Origin of the sequence: Arthrobacter sp. JZ12, from assembly GCF_035189165.1 — a bacterium.
Classification (GTDB): Bacteria; Actinomycetota; Actinomycetes; order Actinomycetales; family Micrococcaceae; genus Arthrobacter_D.
In genome coordinates this window covers 1,759,782-1,776,676 of the sequence record NZ_CP045246.1, presented here as the reverse complement: position 1 = coordinate 1,776,676, position 16,895 = coordinate 1,759,782, and the positions used below count along the sequence as shown (strand labels likewise).

The window sequence follows — 16,895 nt, the reverse complement described above, 5'->3', positions numbered from 1 at the left end:
GTAGTTAGGTGACCTCTGAGGCGTACCCGTCCGGCGTCAAGATCGGCGTCGACGTCGGAATGGCCCGCGTGGGAGTGGCGGCGTGCGACAGGGATGGCCTGGTGGCCACACCGGTCCGCACGCTAAGCCGCGACCTCAAGAAGAACAGGGACCTGTTTTTGTTGGTGAGGAACATTCAGGACCTCGAGGCCGTTGAAATCTTCGTTGGCCTTCCCCGGAACCTCAGCGGCACCGAATCGGCCTCCACGACCATGGCCCGCGAGTATGCGCAAGCCTTGGTCGGCGCGCTGGACGCAGCCGGCCTGGACCTGCCGGTTCGCCTGATCGACGAACGCCTCACATCCGTCTCGGCTCATCGTTCTCTCCGTCAAGCTGGCTTGAACAGTCGGGAACACCGTAAGGTGGTAGATCAGGTGGCGGCAGTGGCGATTCTTCAGCATGCCATCGATATGCAAAGAAACCTCGAGCGGGATGTGGGGGAGCCGGTCGTTCAGCACCGGCGGCAGGATCGTGAAAATCCACCGCCGGCCTCATCCGAGGAGTCAGACATTTCGCAGACCTACAGTTGGAGGAAAGAGGAGCAGTGAGCCATCGTTATCCTCCCTCTCCGGCAGCCGATCACGGAGCTGAACAGCACCCGGACGACTACTACGAGGAGCACTACCCGGTGCACCCCGAGCCGGTGGAACAGTTTTTCGAAGCGGACATGCCATCCCGTCGTCGCCGTCGCCCTTCGAAGTCGCGGCAGCGGCGCCGTCGTCGCCGTACCATCGTGATGCTTATCGTGGTGCTTGGGTTTGTCGGCGTGGTTGTTGCGGCCGCCATGTTCCTGAGGAACCTGCTCGGCGTCGGAGAAGTAACGGATTATGCGGGCCCGGGTACGGGTTCCGTCACCTTCACTGTGGACGAGGGCGCCGGGCCCCTGATCATCGGCAACAGCCTCGAGCAGCAGGACATCGTTGCGAGCTCCGATGAGTTCCTGAATGCGCTCTCCAGTGTCTCGGACGGCCGCGTCATCCAGCCCGGCGAGTACGAGATGAAGTACCAGATGAATTCGGAAGACGCGGCGAAAGCGCTGCTCGCCGAGCCCGGCGCCGGCGTCCATTACGCCGCAGTGGCCCGGGATCTGAGGCAAAACGAGGTCTTTGACATCCTTGCCGAGTCCACCGGAATTGCGCGGGAAGAATTCGAGGCGCTTGCTGAGGATCCAACCCAGTTCGGCATTCCTGACCAGGCTCCCAGCCTTGAGGGCTTCCTCTATCCGGGCGAGTACCGGTTCGATCTGGACATCACCGCTACCGAGGTCATCCAGCAGATGGTGGATAACTCCTTCGCAGCCCTCGAAGAGGCCGGCGTGACCGACCCTGCCGAGCAATACCGCATCCTGACCATCGCGAGCATCGTGCAGGCGGAAGCAGGCCAGGCAGATTATGCGCAGGTGGCCGGTTCCATCATGAACCGGCTCGGTCCGGACAACACTGAGACCAACGGCCTTATCCAGTCGGACGCGACGGTGACCTACGGGCTCGGACGGAAGAGCTACAACCTCACGGACGAGGAGAAGTCCGACAAGTCCAACCCGTACAACACCTACGCCAACGAGGGACTCCCGGTGGGTCCGATCGGTTCACCGAGCGCCGAAGCCATTGAAGCGGCCGTCAACCCGGCTGATGTTCCCTACTACTACTGGGTCACCGTGAACCTCGACTCCGGAGAGACGAAGTTCTCGGAGACCTTGGCTGAGCACGCCCAGTACGTTCAGGAGTACCAGGCCTGGTGCGCCGACAATGCCGGAAGGTGCGAATAGGTGACTGCTGCTGATACGCCGGCCCGATTCCGGGCCGGCGTTATTGGCCACCCAATTTCGCATTCTAAGTCGCCGCAACTGCACGCAGCTGCCTACACCTTCCTCGGCTTCGACTGCAGCTACAGCGCGATAGACACACCACCGGAACGGTTGGATGAGACCTTGCTCGGGGTTCGGGCGGATCCGGCATGGCGCGGGCTTTCCGTAACCATGCCGCACAAGGCGGAGACGCTCAGGCACATGGACACCGTGGGTCCAGGTGTGGCCGAGCTCGGCGTGATCAACACCGTCGTGGCTGACGGGCAGGGCGAAAGCCGCCGTCTCACGGGATACAACACCGACGTCGACGGAATAGTCCGCGCAGTACGGCACGCTGGAACGGCGTCTCCCGATTCCGCCGTGGTGCTTGGCGGCGGGGGAACCGCTTCGGCAGCCGTGGCGGCGCTGGGCCGCATGGGAGTGGGCCGGGTGCAGGTCTGTGTGAGGTCAGTGTCGAGAGCGGAGGCCCTGGTGCCGCTCGGCGAAGCTGTGGGGACCAGCGTGGAATTGCGCGCCTTCGACGACGCAGCCCAGCTGTGTGGGGCATCGGAGCTTGTAATCTCCACGCTTCCTCCGCATGGGGCAGATGGCCTTGCGGCTGAGCTGGCATCGGCAGCCCGGTCGTCGGCTGGCGATTCGACCGCGCCGCGGGTGCTGCTCGACGTCGCCTACGACCCCTGGCCCAGCCAGCTTGCGCAGGCCTGGTCGGCTCTCGGCGGTGTGATAGTTCCTGGTCTGGAGATGCTCCTTTACCAGGCGGTTGAACAGGTGCGGCTGTTCTCGGGCGCAGCATTCCGCAATGAGGAAGCTGTCATAAATGTGATGTGTGACGCGGTAGGGGCTCCGCGGCGCTAGGAGCGCGCGCAGCCCGTGGCAGGATGGAAAGTATGTTGCGTTGGTTGACGGCCGGGGAATCCCACGGCCCTGCTTTGGTCGGAATCATTGAGGGTATGCCCGCTGGCGTCGAGGTCGTCAGTGACGCCATCCAGGCCGCGCTGGCACGGCGCCGGCTCGGTTATGGTCGTGGCGCCCGCATGAAGTTCGAGCAGGATCAGGTGCGGATCATCGGGGGAGTCCGGCACGGGCTCACCCAGGGCGGACCCGTTGCCATCGAGGTGGGGAACACCGAATGGCCCAAGTGGGAGCAGGTCATGGCATCGGATCCGGTGGATCCCGCGGTGCTTCAGGACTCCGCCCGGAACGCGCCGCTGACCCGCCCGCGTCCAGGTCATGCAGACTTCACCGGGATGCAGAAGTACGGGTTCGACGAGGCACGTCCGGTCCTGGAAAGGGCAAGCGCCCGCGAGACGGCCGCGCGTGTAGCGCTGGGGACCGTCGCCGCGAGCTTCCTGTCGGCCCTCGGCATCGAACTTGTCAGTCACACCGTGGGCGTTGCCTCGGTTGCCGTACCGGAAGGGTCACCGCTTCCGGGTCCCCGCGACGTACTGGCGCTGGATGAAGATCCGCTGCGCTGTTTCGATCGTGAGACTTCGCTTGCGATGGTGGCGGAGGTAGATGCCGCGCACAAGGAAGGCGAGACCCTTGGCGGAGTTATCGAGGTCCTTGCCTACGGACTCCCGCCGGGTTTGGGAAGCTACGTGCACTGGGATCGCCGCCTCGATGCCCGCCTGGCGTCTGCGCTCATGGGTATCCAGGCGATCAAGGGCGTTGAGGTCGGAGACGGTTTCGAAACCGCCCGGCGCCGAGGGTCCGCTGCACATGACGAAATCGTGCGCGAGGATTCCGGTCGAATCGCCCGGGCCACCAATCGTGCAGGCGGGATTGAGGGCGGAATGAGCATCGGTGAAGTGCTGCGCGTGCGTGCGGCCATGAAGCCGATTGCCACGGTTCCTCGGGCGCTCCAGACCATCGACGTGACGACCGGCGATGCAGCGAAAGCCCACCACCAGCGTTCCGACGTTTGCGCTGTCCCGGCTGCCGGAGTGGTTGCCGAGGCAATGGTTGCGCTTGTTCTCGCCGAAGCCGTGATCGAGAAGTTCGGCGGCGACTCCGTTGGCGAAACCCGCCGCAACCTCGAAGCCTATCTGGAGAACATCCCAAGCTCACTGAACTCGGTCCTGTCCTGATGCTGCCGGCGGGTGCCGAACCGCTGGTGCTCATCGGACTCATGGCCACCGGGAAGTCCACGGTCGGGCGCCGCATCGCCGAGCGTCGTGGGTGGCGTTTCGTCGACACGGACGCAGCCATCGTCGAGAAGCACGGGCCGATTCCGGTGATCTTCGCGGAGGCCGGCGAGGCGGGTTTCCGGCGGATTGAAGCCGCCACGGTCTCCGAGGTGTTCGCGGACGCCGACGGCGGTACGGTAATCTCCCTGGGCGGCGGATCCGTCCTGAACCAGGGAACCAGGACCCTGCTGGCTTCAGCCCATGTGGTGTTCCTTGATGCTGACCTGGCCACTGTGCTGCCCCGCATCAGCGGCGATACCGGCCGTCCGCTCCTGACCGGCGGCCCGGGAGAAACCTGGGCGCGCCTCGAGAAGGAACGTCGGCCAATCTATGAGTCCCTGGCGGACACCGTCATCGACACGCGAGGAGCCACCATCGACGTCGTGGTGGACCGCCTCGAAGACCACCTGAACCGGCGACACATTTCAACTGAGAGGATTACCGGCGATGACCGCTGAACCGACTTCCATCCGTGTTACGGGGACCTCCCCGGCGGAGAATTACGACGTCGTCGTCGGCCGTGGACTGTTGGACCGGGTTGCGCCGCTGCTTGGTGAGCGGGTCCGGCGCGTGCTGGTAATCCACCCGCGTGCCCTTCGCACCACAGGCGACACCGTGCGTGAGCAGCTGGCCGACTCCGGGCTGACCGCCGTCACCGCTGAAATTCCCGATGCGGAGGAGGGCAAGCACATTCAGGTTGCCGCCTTCTGCTGGCAGGTCCTCGGGCAGAACGACTTCACCCGCTCCGACGCAATTGTGGCCGTCGGCGGAGGTGCCGTCACCGACGTCGCAGGCTTCGTTGCCGCCACCTGGCTCCGTGGAGTCAAGGTGGTGCACCTGCCCACCACCCTCCTGGGCATGGTGGACGCTGCCGTGGGCGGAAAGACCGGGATCAATACGGCCGAGGGGAAGAACCTCGTGGGTGCCTTCCACCCGCCGGCCGGGGTTCTTGCGGACCTGGACGCACTTCAAACCCTGCCGGTCAATGAGCTCATCACCGGGATGGCGGAAGTGGTGAAGTGCGGTTTCATCGCTGACCCGAAGATCCTCGAACTGATCGAAAACAATCCGGACGCCGTTCGGGACCCCGCGAGCGATGTTCTCCGGGAACTCGTTGAGCGGTCGATCGCAGTGAAAGCTGAGGTTGTTTCGGAGGACCTGAAGGAGTCTGGCAAGCGGGAATTCCTGAACTATGGGCACACGCTCGGACACGCCATCGAGCTGGCGGAGCGCTACTCGTGGCGGCACGGGGCCGCGGTGTCCGTGGGGCTGGTCTTCGCGGCCGAGCTCTCGCGCATGGTCGGCCGGCTCGATGACGCCACCGCCGACCGTCACCGGGAAATCCTCGAATCACTCGGCCTGCCGATCACCTACCGACGCGACCGCTGGGCCGCCCTCCTTGACGGCATGCGCCGGGACAAGAAGGCCCGCGGCGACCTTCTGCGCTTCGTGGTGCTCGACGACGTTGCCCGCCCGGGCATCCTCGAGGTTCCGGACACTTCACTGCTGTTTGCTGCGTATCAGGAAATCGCGTCCTGATCGGGCAGCGCAGGGCAGGGTAGACTGGTCTCTGGTCTTTTGGCGGGCAGATCCCGGACAGTCCTGTCTGCGCCTGCTCTGACGCCGCCAACATCAGTCAATCGACGAAAGAGAATCCGTGGCTACCACGAACGACATCAAGAACGGGACCGTCCTCAAGCTCGAGGGGAACCTCTGGAACGTGCTTGAGTTCCAGCATGTGAAGCCGGGCAAGGGCGGTGCCTTCGTGCGCACCAAGCTCCGCAATATCCTGTCGGGCAAGGTAGTCGACAAGACGTTCAACGCCGGGCTCAAGATCGAGACCGCAACCGTTGACCGCCGGGACTACCAGTACCTGTACAAGGACGGCGAGGACTTCGTGTTCATGGACACGACCGACTACGACCAGGTCACCGTTCCGGGTGCAACCGTCGGTGACGCCGAGAACTTTATGCTGGAAAGCCAAATGGTCACCATCGCCATGCACGAGGGCTCGGCCCTGTACCTGGAGCTGCCGCCGTCGGTTGTCCTTGAGATCACCTACACCGAGCCCGGCCTGCAGGGCGACCGCTCCACGGGGGGTACCAAGCCGGCAACCGTCGAGACCGGTTACGAGATCCAGGTTCCGCTGTTCCTCGAGACCGGGACCAAGGTGAAGGTCGACACCCGCACCGGTGAGTACCTGGGACGCGTCAACGAGTGAGCGCCCGAAGCAAAGCGCGGCGGCGGGCCCTGGACATCCTGTTCGAGGCCGAGCAGCGTTCCGTTTCGCCGGTTGAGGCGCTGCGTGCCCGCCGTGAGAAGACCGACACCGTCATCAACGAGTATTCGGTGGAGATCATCGAAGGCGTGATGGCTCACGGTTCCCAGATCGACGAGTTCCTGAGCACCTACTCCCAGGGCTGGACGCTCGACCGTATGCCGGCCGTGGATCGCATGATCCTGCGGGTGGGAACCTGGGAGCTGCTGTACAACGAGGATGTCCCCGACACCGTCGCGGTGAGCGAGGCCGTCCAGTTGGCCACCATGCTCTCAACAGATGAGTCACCCGCGTTCATCAACGGTCTGCTGGGACGCCTTCAGCAGCTGAAGCCGACCCTGCTGGCCTGACCACCTTCATGCCCTACCAGGGCTAGTGCCCGTTCCGCGCGCCGGTCACCACATCCGGCGCGCGGAGGCAGCGGCGATCATCCGGCCGCGCGCAGAGTTGAGGTTTTCGAGCAACTGCAGCTCAAGGTGACCGTCCGACGTCGAGCCGTGGCCTGCGCGCAGGCGTTGCCGAACGAAGGCAAGCCGGGTCCCTGTCCGGATAAAGCGCTTCATGGCATCCGCCGCACCGACACTGCGCGCCCAGGCCATTGCAGCGGTGCGCCCTGCGGGAGAGGCAACCATCCCCACTTCCTGTTCGGTCAGCCACCCCGCGCCGGCGTATTCAGCCAGTCGCTGGCTTGTGACCTTCCTTTCAGCCCGCCGCAGTGCAATCACCCCGAGCAGCACTGCCAGAAAGAGCGGGACCTGGACCAGGAAATAGAACGAAAAGAAGTCCGAGAACAGTACGACCAGGCCGCCGTTCCACAGCATATGACCGGCGATGGCTGGAATGAGCCCCAGCACGAACGCCCCGCCCAACCGTCCCGCCGACCGCCGTCGTGCAACCGCCAGCCCAATCACTAAGCCCAGCGCGGCAGTGAACATCACGTGGGCGAAAGGCGAAAACAGGCCGCGCGTGACGAAGACTGTCACCAGACCGGCGATACCGGCCGGATCGGTTAGCGCCGCGCCGAAGTACAGGATGTTCTCCGTGAAGGCGAAGCCCGCCGCCACAGTACCCGCGTAGACAATCCCATCGACCGGCCCGTCGAAGTGGCTCCGGTGGGACAGCGCCAGGATCAGGACACCGAGTCCCTTCGCAACCTCCTCGAGGAGCGGTGCCTGAAGGACAGGACCGACGACGTCAGACCCGGCCCCGCTGAAGCCCGCGCTCAATAGTTCGGTGACTGTCGGGCCGAGGAGCAGCGTGACCGCCACGGACATTCCAGCGCCCCAGAAGAAGGCGAAGGTGAGTGCACCGCGAGGTTCCGGGTCCCATCGATCAATCCAGCGGATCCCCAGGATGCAGATTGTCAGGGGTACCAGCGCCAGGATGCCGCAGAGGATCAGTGCGGAAGTGCCGAGCATCATGGTGAGCAGGACGCCGACGCCGGCCAGGACGAGAGCGGCAACGAGCAGTAACACTGCGTTGCCGACGCCGGTGGCCGAGCGGTGAGCCGTAGTGCGCACCGGAACCGGTGCGGGCGGGCATGCGGGTGAGCGCGGGACCTGCGGTCCGCTGCCCACCTGCTGCCACAATCCCAGCGGCTGGGAATTCTGCGGAAAGCGGTTGGAGGAAGTTCCGAAGCCTGGCTGGGAGTTCATACTCATGACCACAGAATAGGCGCAGGTTCCGCTGTGGTAATTTGGGAAACGCAGCCAACCCTTTAAGAGCCGTCCTGTGAGGCGGAGAAGGATGACGCGTTCAATGAGTGTACCCAGCTCCCAAACCGGAGCATCCGTGTCCCGCACCGTTCTCGGTGAAGCGGATATCGACCGGGCCCTGACCCGGATCGCCCATGAGATTATCGAAGCCAACAAGGGCTCGGATGATCTCGTTCTCCTTGGAATCCCGCGCCGCGGCTTCCCGCTCGCGCAGCGGCTAGCCCGCAAGATCTGGCGCACGGATGCGGCCGTGAACCCGGAAGAGATTGTCGGACGCCTTGATGTGACCATGTTTCGGGACGATCTGCGGAAGCATCCCACCCGGCCGCCAGGCCCCACCAAACTGCCGGCTTCCGGCATCGACAACAAGGTTGTTGTTCTGGTGGACGACGTGCTGTACTCAGGCCGCACCATCCGCGCTGCGCTTGATGCGATCGTGGACCTTGGCCGACCACGCATTGTCCGCCTAGCCGTACTGGTGGACCGCGGACACCGTGAGCTCCCGATCCGTGCGGACCACGTCGGCAAGAACCTGCCCACTTCCTCCGCTGAGAAGGTCCGGGTCCGCATCAACGAGATCGACTCGGTCGATGAAGTAGTAATCGAGGGGCCGGCATGAGACACCTGCTGTCAACGGAAACGCTCTCCAGTATCGATGCCATCCGCATTCTGGATACAGCCGAGGAAATGTCTGCGGTCGGTGAGCGGGAAGTCAAGAAGCTGCCGGCGCTCCGGGGCCGAACAGTAGTCAACCTTTTCTTCGAAGACTCCACGCGAACCCGGATCTCCTTCGAGGCGGCTGCGAAGAGGCTTTCCGCCGACGTCATAAACTTCGCTGCCAAGGGCTCCTCGGTTTCGAAGGGGGAGTCCCTCAAGGACACGGCGCAGACCCTTGAGGCAATGAGCGCCGACGCCGTCGTCATCCGGCACTGGGCCTCCGGCGCGCCGGCGAGGCTTGCCGCTTCCGGCTGGATCGATGCCGCGGTCATCAACGCCGGCGACGGGACCCATGAGCATCCGACGCAGGCCCTGCTGGATGCTTTCACGCTGCGCCGCCACTGGTCGAAACTGGCCGGCCTGCCGTCCCTTGGTGCCGACCTGCGAGGCCTTCGCATCGCGATTGTGGGCGACGTCCTGCACTCACGCGTTGCTCGCTCCAACCTGTGGCTGCTGACCACTCTCGGCGCGGAAGTGACGCTGGTGGCTCCGCCCACCCTGCTTCCCGTCGGCATCGAGCAGTGGCCGTGCAACGTGAGTTTCGACCTGGACGACGTGCTCGCCAAGGCGCCGCATGCCGTCATGATGCTCAGGGTCCAGGGGGAACGGATGAACGCCGCGTTCTTTCCCTCCACGCGGGAGTACACCCGTACCTGGGGTTTCGACGACGACCGGCTCGCTGCACTCGAGGCATCCGCGGGCAAGGACACGATCATCATGCACCCGGGACCGATGAACCGCGGTTTGGAGATATCCTCGGCCGCCGCCGATTCGCCGCGCTCCACGGTGCTTGCCCAGGTCCGTAACGGCGTCTCCGTTCGCATGGCCGCTCTCTATCTGCTGCTATCCGGTGAAGAGTCCACCCAGCCCACCCATGCCCAGGAGGCAACCGTATGAGCACCACATATCTGATCAGGGGCGCCACCGTTGCCTCGGGCGAAGCAGGCGTTGACGTTCTGGTGTCCGACGGCCGGATAGTTGACCGTGGCCGAAACCTGTCGGCAGTCGGAGCCGAGGTGCTTGACGCAGACGGATTGATCCTCCTGCCGGGCATGGTGGACATTCACACCCACCTCCGCGAGCCCGGGCGGGAAGACGCTGAAACGGTCGAGACCGGCACTCGGGCGGCCGCGCTGGGCGGCTACACCGCTGTGCACGCCATGGCCAACAGCTCTCCCGTCGCAGACACCGCCGGCGTCGTGGAGCAGGTGCACGCGCTGGGCCGCCGTTCGGGTTGGGTTGATGTGCGTCCGGTCGGCGCTGTGACCGTAGGCTTGGCCGGCGAAAGGCTGGCCGAGCTCGGCGCTATGGCCCGGTCCCGTGCCGCTGTCCGTGTTTTCTCCGATGACGGCATTTGCGTCTCGGACCCTGTCCTGATGCGGCGCGCGCTCGAGTACGTGAAGGCTTTCGACGGCGTCGTAGCCCAGCACGCGCAGGAACCTCGCCTCACCGAAGGCGCTCAGATGAATGAGGGCGCAGTGTCTGCTGTGCTCGGCCTCGCCGGCTGGCCCGCGGTAGCCGAGGAAAGCATCATCGCCCGCGACGTGCTTCTGGCGCAGCATGTTGGATCGCGCCTCCACGTCTGCCACGTGTCAACGGCCGGGTCCGTCGAGATCATCCGCTGGGCAAAGCAGCGCGGCGTCAACGTGACTGCGGAAGTTACTCCCCACCACCTGCTGCTTACTGACGAACTGGTCCGCTCGTGGAACCCGGTCTACAAGGTGAACCCGCCCCTGCGCACCAACGACGACGTCACCGCGCTGCGCGAAGCCCTCGCCGACGGCACGATCGACGTGGTCGGAACCGACCATGCGCCCCACCCCAGCGAGCACAAGGAGTGCGAGTGGGCACAGGCCGCCATGGGCATGACCGGCTTGGAAACTGCGCTGTCGGTGGTGCAGCACACCATGATCGAGACAGGCCTGATGGACTGGGCGCGGTTCGCCGAAGCCACCTCGGTCCTGCCGGCGCGCATCGGCCGTGTCGAGTCGCAGGGCGGACGGATTGAAGCCGGGGAGATGGCAAATCTCACACTGGTAGACCCCGCGGCGCGGTGGACCGTCGATCCCAATAAGATGGCTACCAAGGGTCGTAACAGCCCCTTCGCAGGCCTCGAACTCCCGGGCGCCGTCGTCGCCACCTTCTACGCCGGGCACCCCACGGTCCTGGAAGGCCGGCTGAACGCACCCCATCCCGAATCGCAAGGTGATCCAGCGTGGACGTAGCAACTACCGCCGTCGTAATTGCACTGGCGGCGGTTCTGGTGCTGGTCGGCCTGATGGCTCTCGGCTGGCGCAACCGGCTGAAGCGGCAGCGGGCCATCGATGCGCCACCGGCCGCACCGGAAGATCGGGGAGCCCCGCTCTATGCGGCAGAGGGTCAGTATGTGGTCACCACAACCGGAGGAGACTGGCTTGACCGCGTCTCCGCCCACCGCCTCGGCAACAAGGCAACAGCCACAGCAGCGGTCTATGCGCACGGGCTCCTGTTCGACCGGGCAGGGGACACCGAGGTGTACATCGCAAGGCAGAATCTCCTGAACGTCCGGTTGGAACGGGGGATGGCGGGGAAGTTCGTCGAGAAGGACGGGCTGCTCGTTGTCTCCTGGACGCTGGATTCACAAACTTTAGACACGGGCTTCCGGACCAGGTACGCCGCGGACAAGCCGCAGCTGCTGGCGGCGATCAGCGCACTGATCGAGAACCCCGAAACCTCCACCAATCCCACAGGCAAGGAATCACAGTGACAACACACCCGGGAGCAACAGGAGTCGGCACCAAGGCGGTTCTGGTCCTTGAGGACGGTCGGACCTTCCGCGGCAGGAGCTACGGCGCGCAGGGGACGGCGCTCGGCGAGGCAGTTTTCGCTACCGGCATGACCGGCTACCAGGAGACAATCACCGATCCCTCCTATGCGCGGCAGCTCGTGGTGCAGACCGCCCCGCACATCGGCAACACCGGCGTGAACCGCGATGACGCCGAGTCCCGCCGTATCTGGGTTGCCGGCTACATCGTGCGCGATCCTGCCCGTCGGCCCTCCAACTGGCGGTCGGAGAAGAGCCTTGACGAAGAGCTCGCCGAGCAGGGCGTCATCGGCATCCAGGGCGTGGACACCCGTGCGATCACGCGGCACCTGCGCGAACGCGGCGCGATGAAAGCCGGCATCTTCTCGGGCGAGGCTGCAGGCCGCAGCGACGCCGAGCTGCTGCACGAGGTGACCTCGCAGCGCAGCATGGAGGGTTCCCGCCTTGCCGAGGAGGTCAGCATCGACTCCCGCTACGTGGTGGAGCCTGCCGATCACGGCTGGGAGGGCGAGCCCCGGTTCACGGTTGCCGCCCTTGATCTCGGCATCAAGGCGATGACGCCGAAGCACTTCGCCCAGCGCGGTGTGCGCACCGTGGTGCTGCCGGCGGATGCCACGTACGACGACGTCGAGGCGGTAGGTGCCGACGGCGTGTTCATGTCCAACGGCCCGGGCGATCCGGCCACCGCCGATGCCCAGGTGGCGCTGCTCCGCCGCGTGCTGGATGCACGGAAGCCGTTCTTCGGAATCTGCTTCGGCAACCAGATCCTTGGCCGGGCGCTCGGCTTCGGAACCTACAAACTCCGCTACGGTCACCGCGGCATCAACCAGCCCGTTCTTGACCGCCGGACGGGCAAGGTCGAGATCACCAGCCAGAACCACGGCTTCGCCGTCGATGCTCCGCTCGACGGGCCCGTTCCCGCTCCGGAGGCGCGGTTCGGCCGCGTCGAAGTGAGCCATGTGAGCCTGAACGACGACGTCGTTGAGGGCCTCGCATGCCTGGACCTGCCTGCCTTCTCGGTCCAGTACCACCCGGAGGCGGCCGCCGGCCCGCACGACTCCGCCTACCTGTTCGACAGGTTCATCGACCTCATGACGGACGCATCCCGTTCCGGCGAAGGCTCTCCCGAGCCTGATGCAACAGACGTCTCCAAAGCTCTCACCCCCGCGCAGGAAGAAAACTAGATGCCCCGCAGAACCGATCTCAACTCCGTCCTGGTCATCGGATCGGGACCCATCGTCATCGGCCAGGCCGCTGAGTTCGACTACTCCGGCACCCAGGCGCTGCGCGTGCTGAAGGAGGAAGGTCTCCGCGTCATCCTGGTCAACTCGAACCCGGCCACGATCATGACCGACCCCGAGTTCGCCGATGCGACCTACGTGGAGCCGATCACCCCCGAGGTGGTCGAAAAGATCATCGAGAAGGAACGTCCCGACGCGATCCTGCCCACCCTGGGTGGCCAGACCGCGCTGAACACCGCCATCGCCCTCGACAAGAACGGCGTGCTGGCGAAGTACGGCGTCGAGCTCATCGGTGCCAACATCGCCGCTATCGAACTTGGCGAGGACCGGGAAAAGTTCAAGGGCGTTGTTGAGCGCTGCGGAGCCGAATCGGCCCGTTCCCGCATCATCAACACGCTCGACGCCGCATTGGACGCTGCCGGCGAGCTCGGCTACCCCATGGTGGTACGTCCGTCCTTCACCATGGGCGGGCTCGGCTCGGGCCTGGCCTACAACGAAGAGGACCTCCGGCGCATTGTCGGCCAGGGCCTCCAGTACAGCCCCACCAGCGAGGTGCTGCTCGAGGAAAGCATCCTCGGGTGGAAGGAATACGAGCTGGAGATGATGCGGGACAAGAACGACAACGTCGTTGTCGTCTGTTCCATCGAGAACTTTGATCCGGTGGGTGTTCACACCGGTGACTCCATCACCGTGGCACCGGCCCTGACCCTGACCGACCGGGAGTACCAGCGGCTGCGTGACATCTCGATCGCCGTGATCCGTGAGGTTGGAGTGGACACCGGTGGCTGCAACATCCAGTTCGCCGTCGAACCGGACACGGGCCGCGTCGTCGTCATCGAGATGAATCCGCGCGTATCCCGTTCCTCAGCCCTCGCATCCAAGGCAACGGGCTTCGCGATTGCGAAGATCGCCACGAAGCTGTCGCTCGGGTACACCCTGGATGAAATTCCGAACGACATCACGCGCAAGACCCCGGCGTCGTTCGAGCCGACGCTCGACTACGTGGTCGTGAAGGTGCCGCGGTTTGCCTTCGAGAAGTTCCCGGCCGCTGACCCCACCCTGACCACCACCATGAAGTCCGTCGGCGAGGCCATGGCCATGGGCCGCAACTTCACCGAGGCTCTGCAGAAGGCGCTGCGCTCATTGGAGCAAAAGGGCTCCCAGTTGTCGTTCGACTCCGTCAACGACTTCGAGGTGCCCGAGCTGATCGAAGCCGCGAAGCGGCCGAGCACCCAGCGTCTTTCCCAGGTGCAGCGTGCCCTGCTGGGCGGTGCGTCCGTCGAGGACCTCTACGAGGCCACGGGAATCGACCCCTGGTTCCTGGATCAACTGGTACTCCTCAACGAGGTAGCAGGCACGGTCCGGTCCGAGGGCATCACGCCTGAAACCCTGCAACTGGCCAAGCGCCACGGGTTCTCCGACGAGCAGATCGGTCTGCTGACGCATACCCCAGAGGCGGTTGTGCGAGGCGTCCGCCATGCGCTCGGCATTCGGCCCGTCTTCAAGACCGTGGACACCTGTGCAGCGGAATTCGCGGCTTACACCCCGTACCACTACTCGTCCTACGACGAGGAAGACGAAGTGGAGCTGCACGCGAAGCCGTCCATCATCATCCTGGGTTCCGGACCCAACCGCATCGGGCAGGGCATCGAGTTCGACTACTCCTGCGTGCACGCCACCATGGCGCTGCGCAAGGCCGGCTACGAGACAGTGATGGTCAACTGCAACCCCGAGACGGTGTCGACGGACTATGACGTCTCCACGCGCCTCTACTTCGAGCCCCTCACGCTGGAGGACGTGCTTGAGGTCATTGCGGCGGAGGAGCGCACCGGCGGCGTCATGGGCGTCTTTGTCCAGTTGGGCGGACAGACTCCGCTGAAGCTCGCCAAGGAACTCGCTGACGCCGGTATCCCGGTGCTGGGCACTTCGCCCGAGGCCATCGACCTTGCTGAGCACCGCGGCGAGTTCGCGCGGGTGCTCGATGAGGCGGGGCTGATCGCTCCCAAGAACGGAACCGCTGTCTCCTTCGAGGACGCCCGGGCCATCGCCGACGAGATCGGCTACCCCGTGCTGGTCCGCCCGTCCTACGTGCTGGGCGGCCGCGGAATGGAGATCGTCTACGACGAGGCCAACCTCTCCCGCTACATCTCCAATGCAACGGAGATCACCCCGGACCACCCGGTACTGATCGACCGGTTCCTCGAGGATGCGGTGGAGATCGACGTCGATGCCCTGTACGACGGCAAGGACCTCTACCTGGGCGGCATCATGGAGCACATCGAGGAAGCCGGCATCCATTCCGGCGACTCCGCCTGCGTACTGCCGCCGATCACGCTCGGCACCGACGTGCTCGAGCGGGTGCGTGCGGCCACCCACGCTATTGCGGAGGGTGTGGGCGTGCGGGGCCTGATCAACATCCAGTTCGCGCTGGCTTCCGACGTGCTCTACGTGCTTGAGGCCAACCCCCGTGCCTCGCGCACCGTGCCCTTCGTTTCGAAGGCTACGGGAGTGCAGATGGCAAAAGCAGCCGCGCTCATCGGTACCGGCGTCACGATCCACCAGCTGCGGACCGCTTACAAGATGCTGCCGGAGACCGGTGACGGTTCGCGGTTGCCTCTTAGCGCACCGGTGTCAGTGAAGGAAGCGGTCCTGCCGTTCAGCCGGTTCCGTACCCCGGAGGGAACCGTCGTCGACTCACTGCTCGGCCCGGAGATGCGTTCAACGGGCGAGGTCATGGGCATCGACAAGCACTTTGACACCGCCTTTGCCAAGAGCCAGGCCGCTGCCAACAACGCGCTGCCCACCCAGGGCAAGATCTTCGTTTCGGTTGCCAACCGGGACAAGCGCTCCATCATCATGGGCGTGAAGCGGCTTTCGGACCTGGGCTTCGAGATCGTCTCGACCGGCGGAACCGCCGACGTCCTGCGCCGCAACGGCATCCAGGCCACGCCGGTGCGCAAGGTGGCCGAAGGCAGCAGCTCCGAAGGCGAAGGAACCATCGCCGACCTGGTGGTCGCCGGCGAGATCGACATGGTCTTCAACACGCCGTCGGGTGGGGAAGCGCGCAGCGACGGCTACGAACTGCGGGCCGCAGCCACCTCCATCGGGATTCCCTGCATCACCACGGTCGCCGAGTTCAACGCCGCGGTCCAGGCGATCGAGGCGCTGCGGACCTACCAGTGGTCGGTGACCAGCCTCCAGGACCACGCCCGGGCCATCCGGGGTGAAGCCGTCGCCGCGCAGGTTGGGGCCTAGGTGACCTTCGGTGAACGGCTGGCCGCCGCCGTCGGGCAGCTGGGAACCTTGTGTGTGGGGATCGATCCCCATCCGGCGCTGCTCGAGGCGTGGGGTCTGCCTGACACTCCGGCGAGCCTCGAACGGTTCTCTGCCACGGCGCTCGAGGCTGTCACGGGCAACGCAGCGGTCATTAAACCGCAGGTAGCGCTTTACGAGCGGCACGGATCGCGCGGGATAGCGGTCCTCGAGGGTCTGCTGGCCGACAGCGCCGACCGGGGCGTCCTGACGATCGCCGACGCCAAGCGCGGCGATATCGGTTCGACCATGGCCGGTTACGCCGACGCCTGGCTCCGCGACGGATCCGCACTGGCAGCGGACGCAGTGACTCTCAGTCCCTACCTCGGGTTCGAGTCGCTGCGTCCGGCCCTGGACATGGCGCGGGAATATGGGCGGGGAATCTTCGTGTTGGCCCTCACCTCCAACCCGGAGGGAGCCTCTGTGCAGCACGTGGGCGGCGAGAACTCGGTGGCGAAGGCCATCGTCGAGGCGGCGGCGGCCGAGAACCAGGACGGAACCCCGGGCTCGGTCGGGTTGGTTGTCGGGGCTACCGTGGGTGCGGCGGTCCAGCGTCTCGGTATCGGACTGAACATCCTGAACGGGCCGATTCTCGCGCCGGGCGTCGGCGCGCAGGGTGCCGGACGGCGCGAACTCGCGGAGACGTTTGCCGGTGCTTCGGGCGTTGTCCTGCCCACCTCGAGCAGGGAAATCCTGCGCGCAGGGCCCTCGATCGAGGGGCTGCGAGGAGCGATCTCAGAGACCCATCGAGTGCTTGGCGAGGACCGGGACATACGTCCGGAAGCAGATTGATTTTC

The 16,895-nt window shown here is 65.1% G+C and carries 16 protein-coding genes; 15 read left to right on the top strand and 1 reads right to left on the bottom strand.

Annotated features, from left to right (window positions below):
* Nucleotides 1–8: 8 nt before the first annotated feature.
* From ruvX to nusB, 8 genes are all read left to right on the top strand, one after another.
* Entirely contained in the window at nt 9–587 is a 579-nt protein-coding gene (gene ruvX / locus GC088_RS08200; RefSeq protein WP_323958530.1) for a Holliday junction resolvase RuvX, read from the top strand.
* Nucleotides 584–1,807 (top strand): endolytic transglycosylase MltG, encoded by a 1,224-nt coding sequence (gene mltG / locus GC088_RS08195; protein WP_323958529.1) that lies wholly within the window; start codon nt 584–586, stop codon nt 1,805–1,807. The genes ruvX and mltG overlap by 4 nt, the downstream gene beginning before the upstream one ends.
* A complete protein-coding gene (locus GC088_RS08190) occupies nt 1,808–2,701 on the top strand; it encodes a shikimate dehydrogenase (protein WP_323958528.1) in 894 nt (297 codons plus the stop codon). It abuts the gene before it with no gap.
* 32 nt (nt 2,702–2,733) lie between these two features.
* Entirely contained in the window at nt 2,734–3,933 is a 1,200-nt protein-coding gene (gene aroC / locus GC088_RS08185; RefSeq protein WP_323958527.1) for a chorismate synthase, read from the top strand.
* Nucleotides 3,933–4,490 (top strand): shikimate kinase, encoded by a 558-nt coding sequence (locus tag GC088_RS08180; RefSeq protein ID WP_323958526.1) that lies wholly within the window; start codon nt 3,933–3,935, stop codon nt 4,488–4,490. The genes aroC and GC088_RS08180 overlap by 1 nt, the downstream gene beginning before the upstream one ends.
* Nucleotides 4,480–5,571: a 3-dehydroquinate synthase gene (aroB, locus tag GC088_RS08175; RefSeq protein WP_323958525.1), complete on the top strand. Its 1,092-nt coding sequence runs from the start codon at nt 4,480–4,482 to the stop codon at nt 5,569–5,571. Before GC088_RS08180 ends, aroB begins: the two co-directional genes overlap by 11 nt.
* A 118-nt stretch (nt 5,572–5,689) precedes the next feature.
* Nucleotides 5,690–6,253 carry an elongation factor P gene (efp, locus tag GC088_RS08170; RefSeq protein WP_323958524.1) on the top strand — a complete coding sequence of 188 codons (564 nt, stop codon included), beginning with the start codon at nt 5,690–5,692 and terminating at the stop codon, nt 6,251–6,253.
* Complete coding sequence (nusB, locus tag GC088_RS08165; protein ID WP_323958523.1) at nt 6,250–6,660, top strand: transcription antitermination factor NusB; 411 nt, start codon at nt 6,250–6,252, stop codon at nt 6,658–6,660. The genes efp and nusB overlap by 4 nt, the downstream gene beginning before the upstream one ends.
* A gap of 45 nt (nt 6,661–6,705) precedes the next feature.
* Here the strand turns inward: nusB and GC088_RS08160 are convergent, their stop codons facing one another.
* Entirely contained in the window at nt 6,706–7,971 is a 1,266-nt protein-coding gene (locus GC088_RS08160) for a PrsW family intramembrane metalloprotease (RefSeq protein WP_323958522.1), read from the bottom strand.
* Between the two features lie 97 nt (nt 7,972–8,068).
* Between GC088_RS08160 and pyrR the strand changes: the two genes are divergently transcribed.
* The 7 genes from pyrR to pyrF are packed head-to-tail and all read left to right on the top strand — an operon-like array spanning nt 8,069 to nt 16,890.
* Nucleotides 8,069–8,644, top strand: coding sequence for a bifunctional pyr operon transcriptional regulator/uracil phosphoribosyltransferase PyrR (pyrR, locus tag GC088_RS08155; protein ID WP_323958521.1), 576 nt, complete (start codon nt 8,069–8,071; stop codon nt 8,642–8,644).
* On the top strand, nt 8,641–9,639 hold the full coding sequence (locus GC088_RS08150) for an aspartate carbamoyltransferase catalytic subunit (RefSeq protein WP_323958520.1): 999 nt from the start codon (nt 8,641–8,643) through the stop codon (nt 9,637–9,639). The genes pyrR and GC088_RS08150 overlap by 4 nt, the downstream gene beginning before the upstream one ends.
* Nucleotides 9,636–10,967, top strand: a complete 1,332-nt coding sequence (locus tag GC088_RS08145; RefSeq protein ID WP_323958519.1) for a dihydroorotase — start codon at nt 9,636–9,638, stop codon at nt 10,965–10,967. The genes GC088_RS08150 and GC088_RS08145 overlap by 4 nt, the downstream gene beginning before the upstream one ends.
* The gene (locus GC088_RS08140; RefSeq protein ID WP_323958518.1) at nt 10,958–11,488 is read left to right on the top strand and encodes a PH-like domain-containing protein; all 531 of its coding nucleotides are present in this window, start codon (nt 10,958–10,960) and stop codon (nt 11,486–11,488) included. Before GC088_RS08145 ends, GC088_RS08140 begins: the two co-directional genes overlap by 10 nt.
* On the top strand, nt 11,479–12,729 hold the full coding sequence (gene carA, locus GC088_RS08135) for a glutamine-hydrolyzing carbamoyl-phosphate synthase small subunit (RefSeq protein ID WP_416377530.1): 1,251 nt from the start codon (nt 11,479–11,481) through the stop codon (nt 12,727–12,729). Before GC088_RS08140 ends, carA begins: the two co-directional genes overlap by 10 nt.
* Nucleotides 12,730–16,041: a carbamoyl-phosphate synthase large subunit gene (carB, locus tag GC088_RS08130; protein WP_323958516.1), complete on the top strand. Its 3,312-nt coding sequence runs from the start codon at nt 12,730–12,732 to the stop codon at nt 16,039–16,041.
* Nucleotides 16,042–16,890, top strand: coding sequence for an orotidine-5'-phosphate decarboxylase (gene pyrF, locus GC088_RS08125; RefSeq protein ID WP_323958515.1), 849 nt, complete (start codon nt 16,042–16,044; stop codon nt 16,888–16,890).
* The last annotated feature ends 5 nt before the right edge of the window (nt 16,891–16,895 follow it).

Bases quoted from the DNA above. Each gene is read 5' to 3' on its own strand.
- aroC (WP_323958527.1), top strand. From the start codon at position 2,734: ATGTTGCGTTGGTTGACGGCCGGGGAATCCCACGGCCCTGCTTTGGTC.
- GC088_RS08180 (WP_323958526.1), top strand. From the start codon at position 3,933: ATGCTGCCGGCGGGTGCCGAACCGCTGGTGCTCATCGGACTCATGGCC.
- aroB (WP_323958525.1), top strand. From the start codon at position 4,480: ATGACCGCTGAACCGACTTCCATCCGTGTTACGGGGACCTCCCCGGCG.
- GC088_RS08160 (WP_323958522.1), bottom strand. From the start codon at position 7,971: ATGAGTATGAACTCCCAGCCAGGCTTCGGAACTTCCTCCAACCGCTTT.
- pyrR (WP_323958521.1), top strand. From the start codon at position 8,069: ATGAGTGTACCCAGCTCCCAAACCGGAGCATCCGTGTCCCGCACCGTT.
- GC088_RS08150 (WP_323958520.1), top strand. From the start codon at position 8,641: ATGAGACACCTGCTGTCAACGGAAACGCTCTCCAGTATCGATGCCATC.
- GC088_RS08145 (WP_323958519.1), top strand. From the start codon at position 9,636: ATGAGCACCACATATCTGATCAGGGGCGCCACCGTTGCCTCGGGCGAA.
- carB (WP_323958516.1), top strand. From the start codon at position 12,730: ATGCCCCGCAGAACCGATCTCAACTCCGTCCTGGTCATCGGATCGGGA.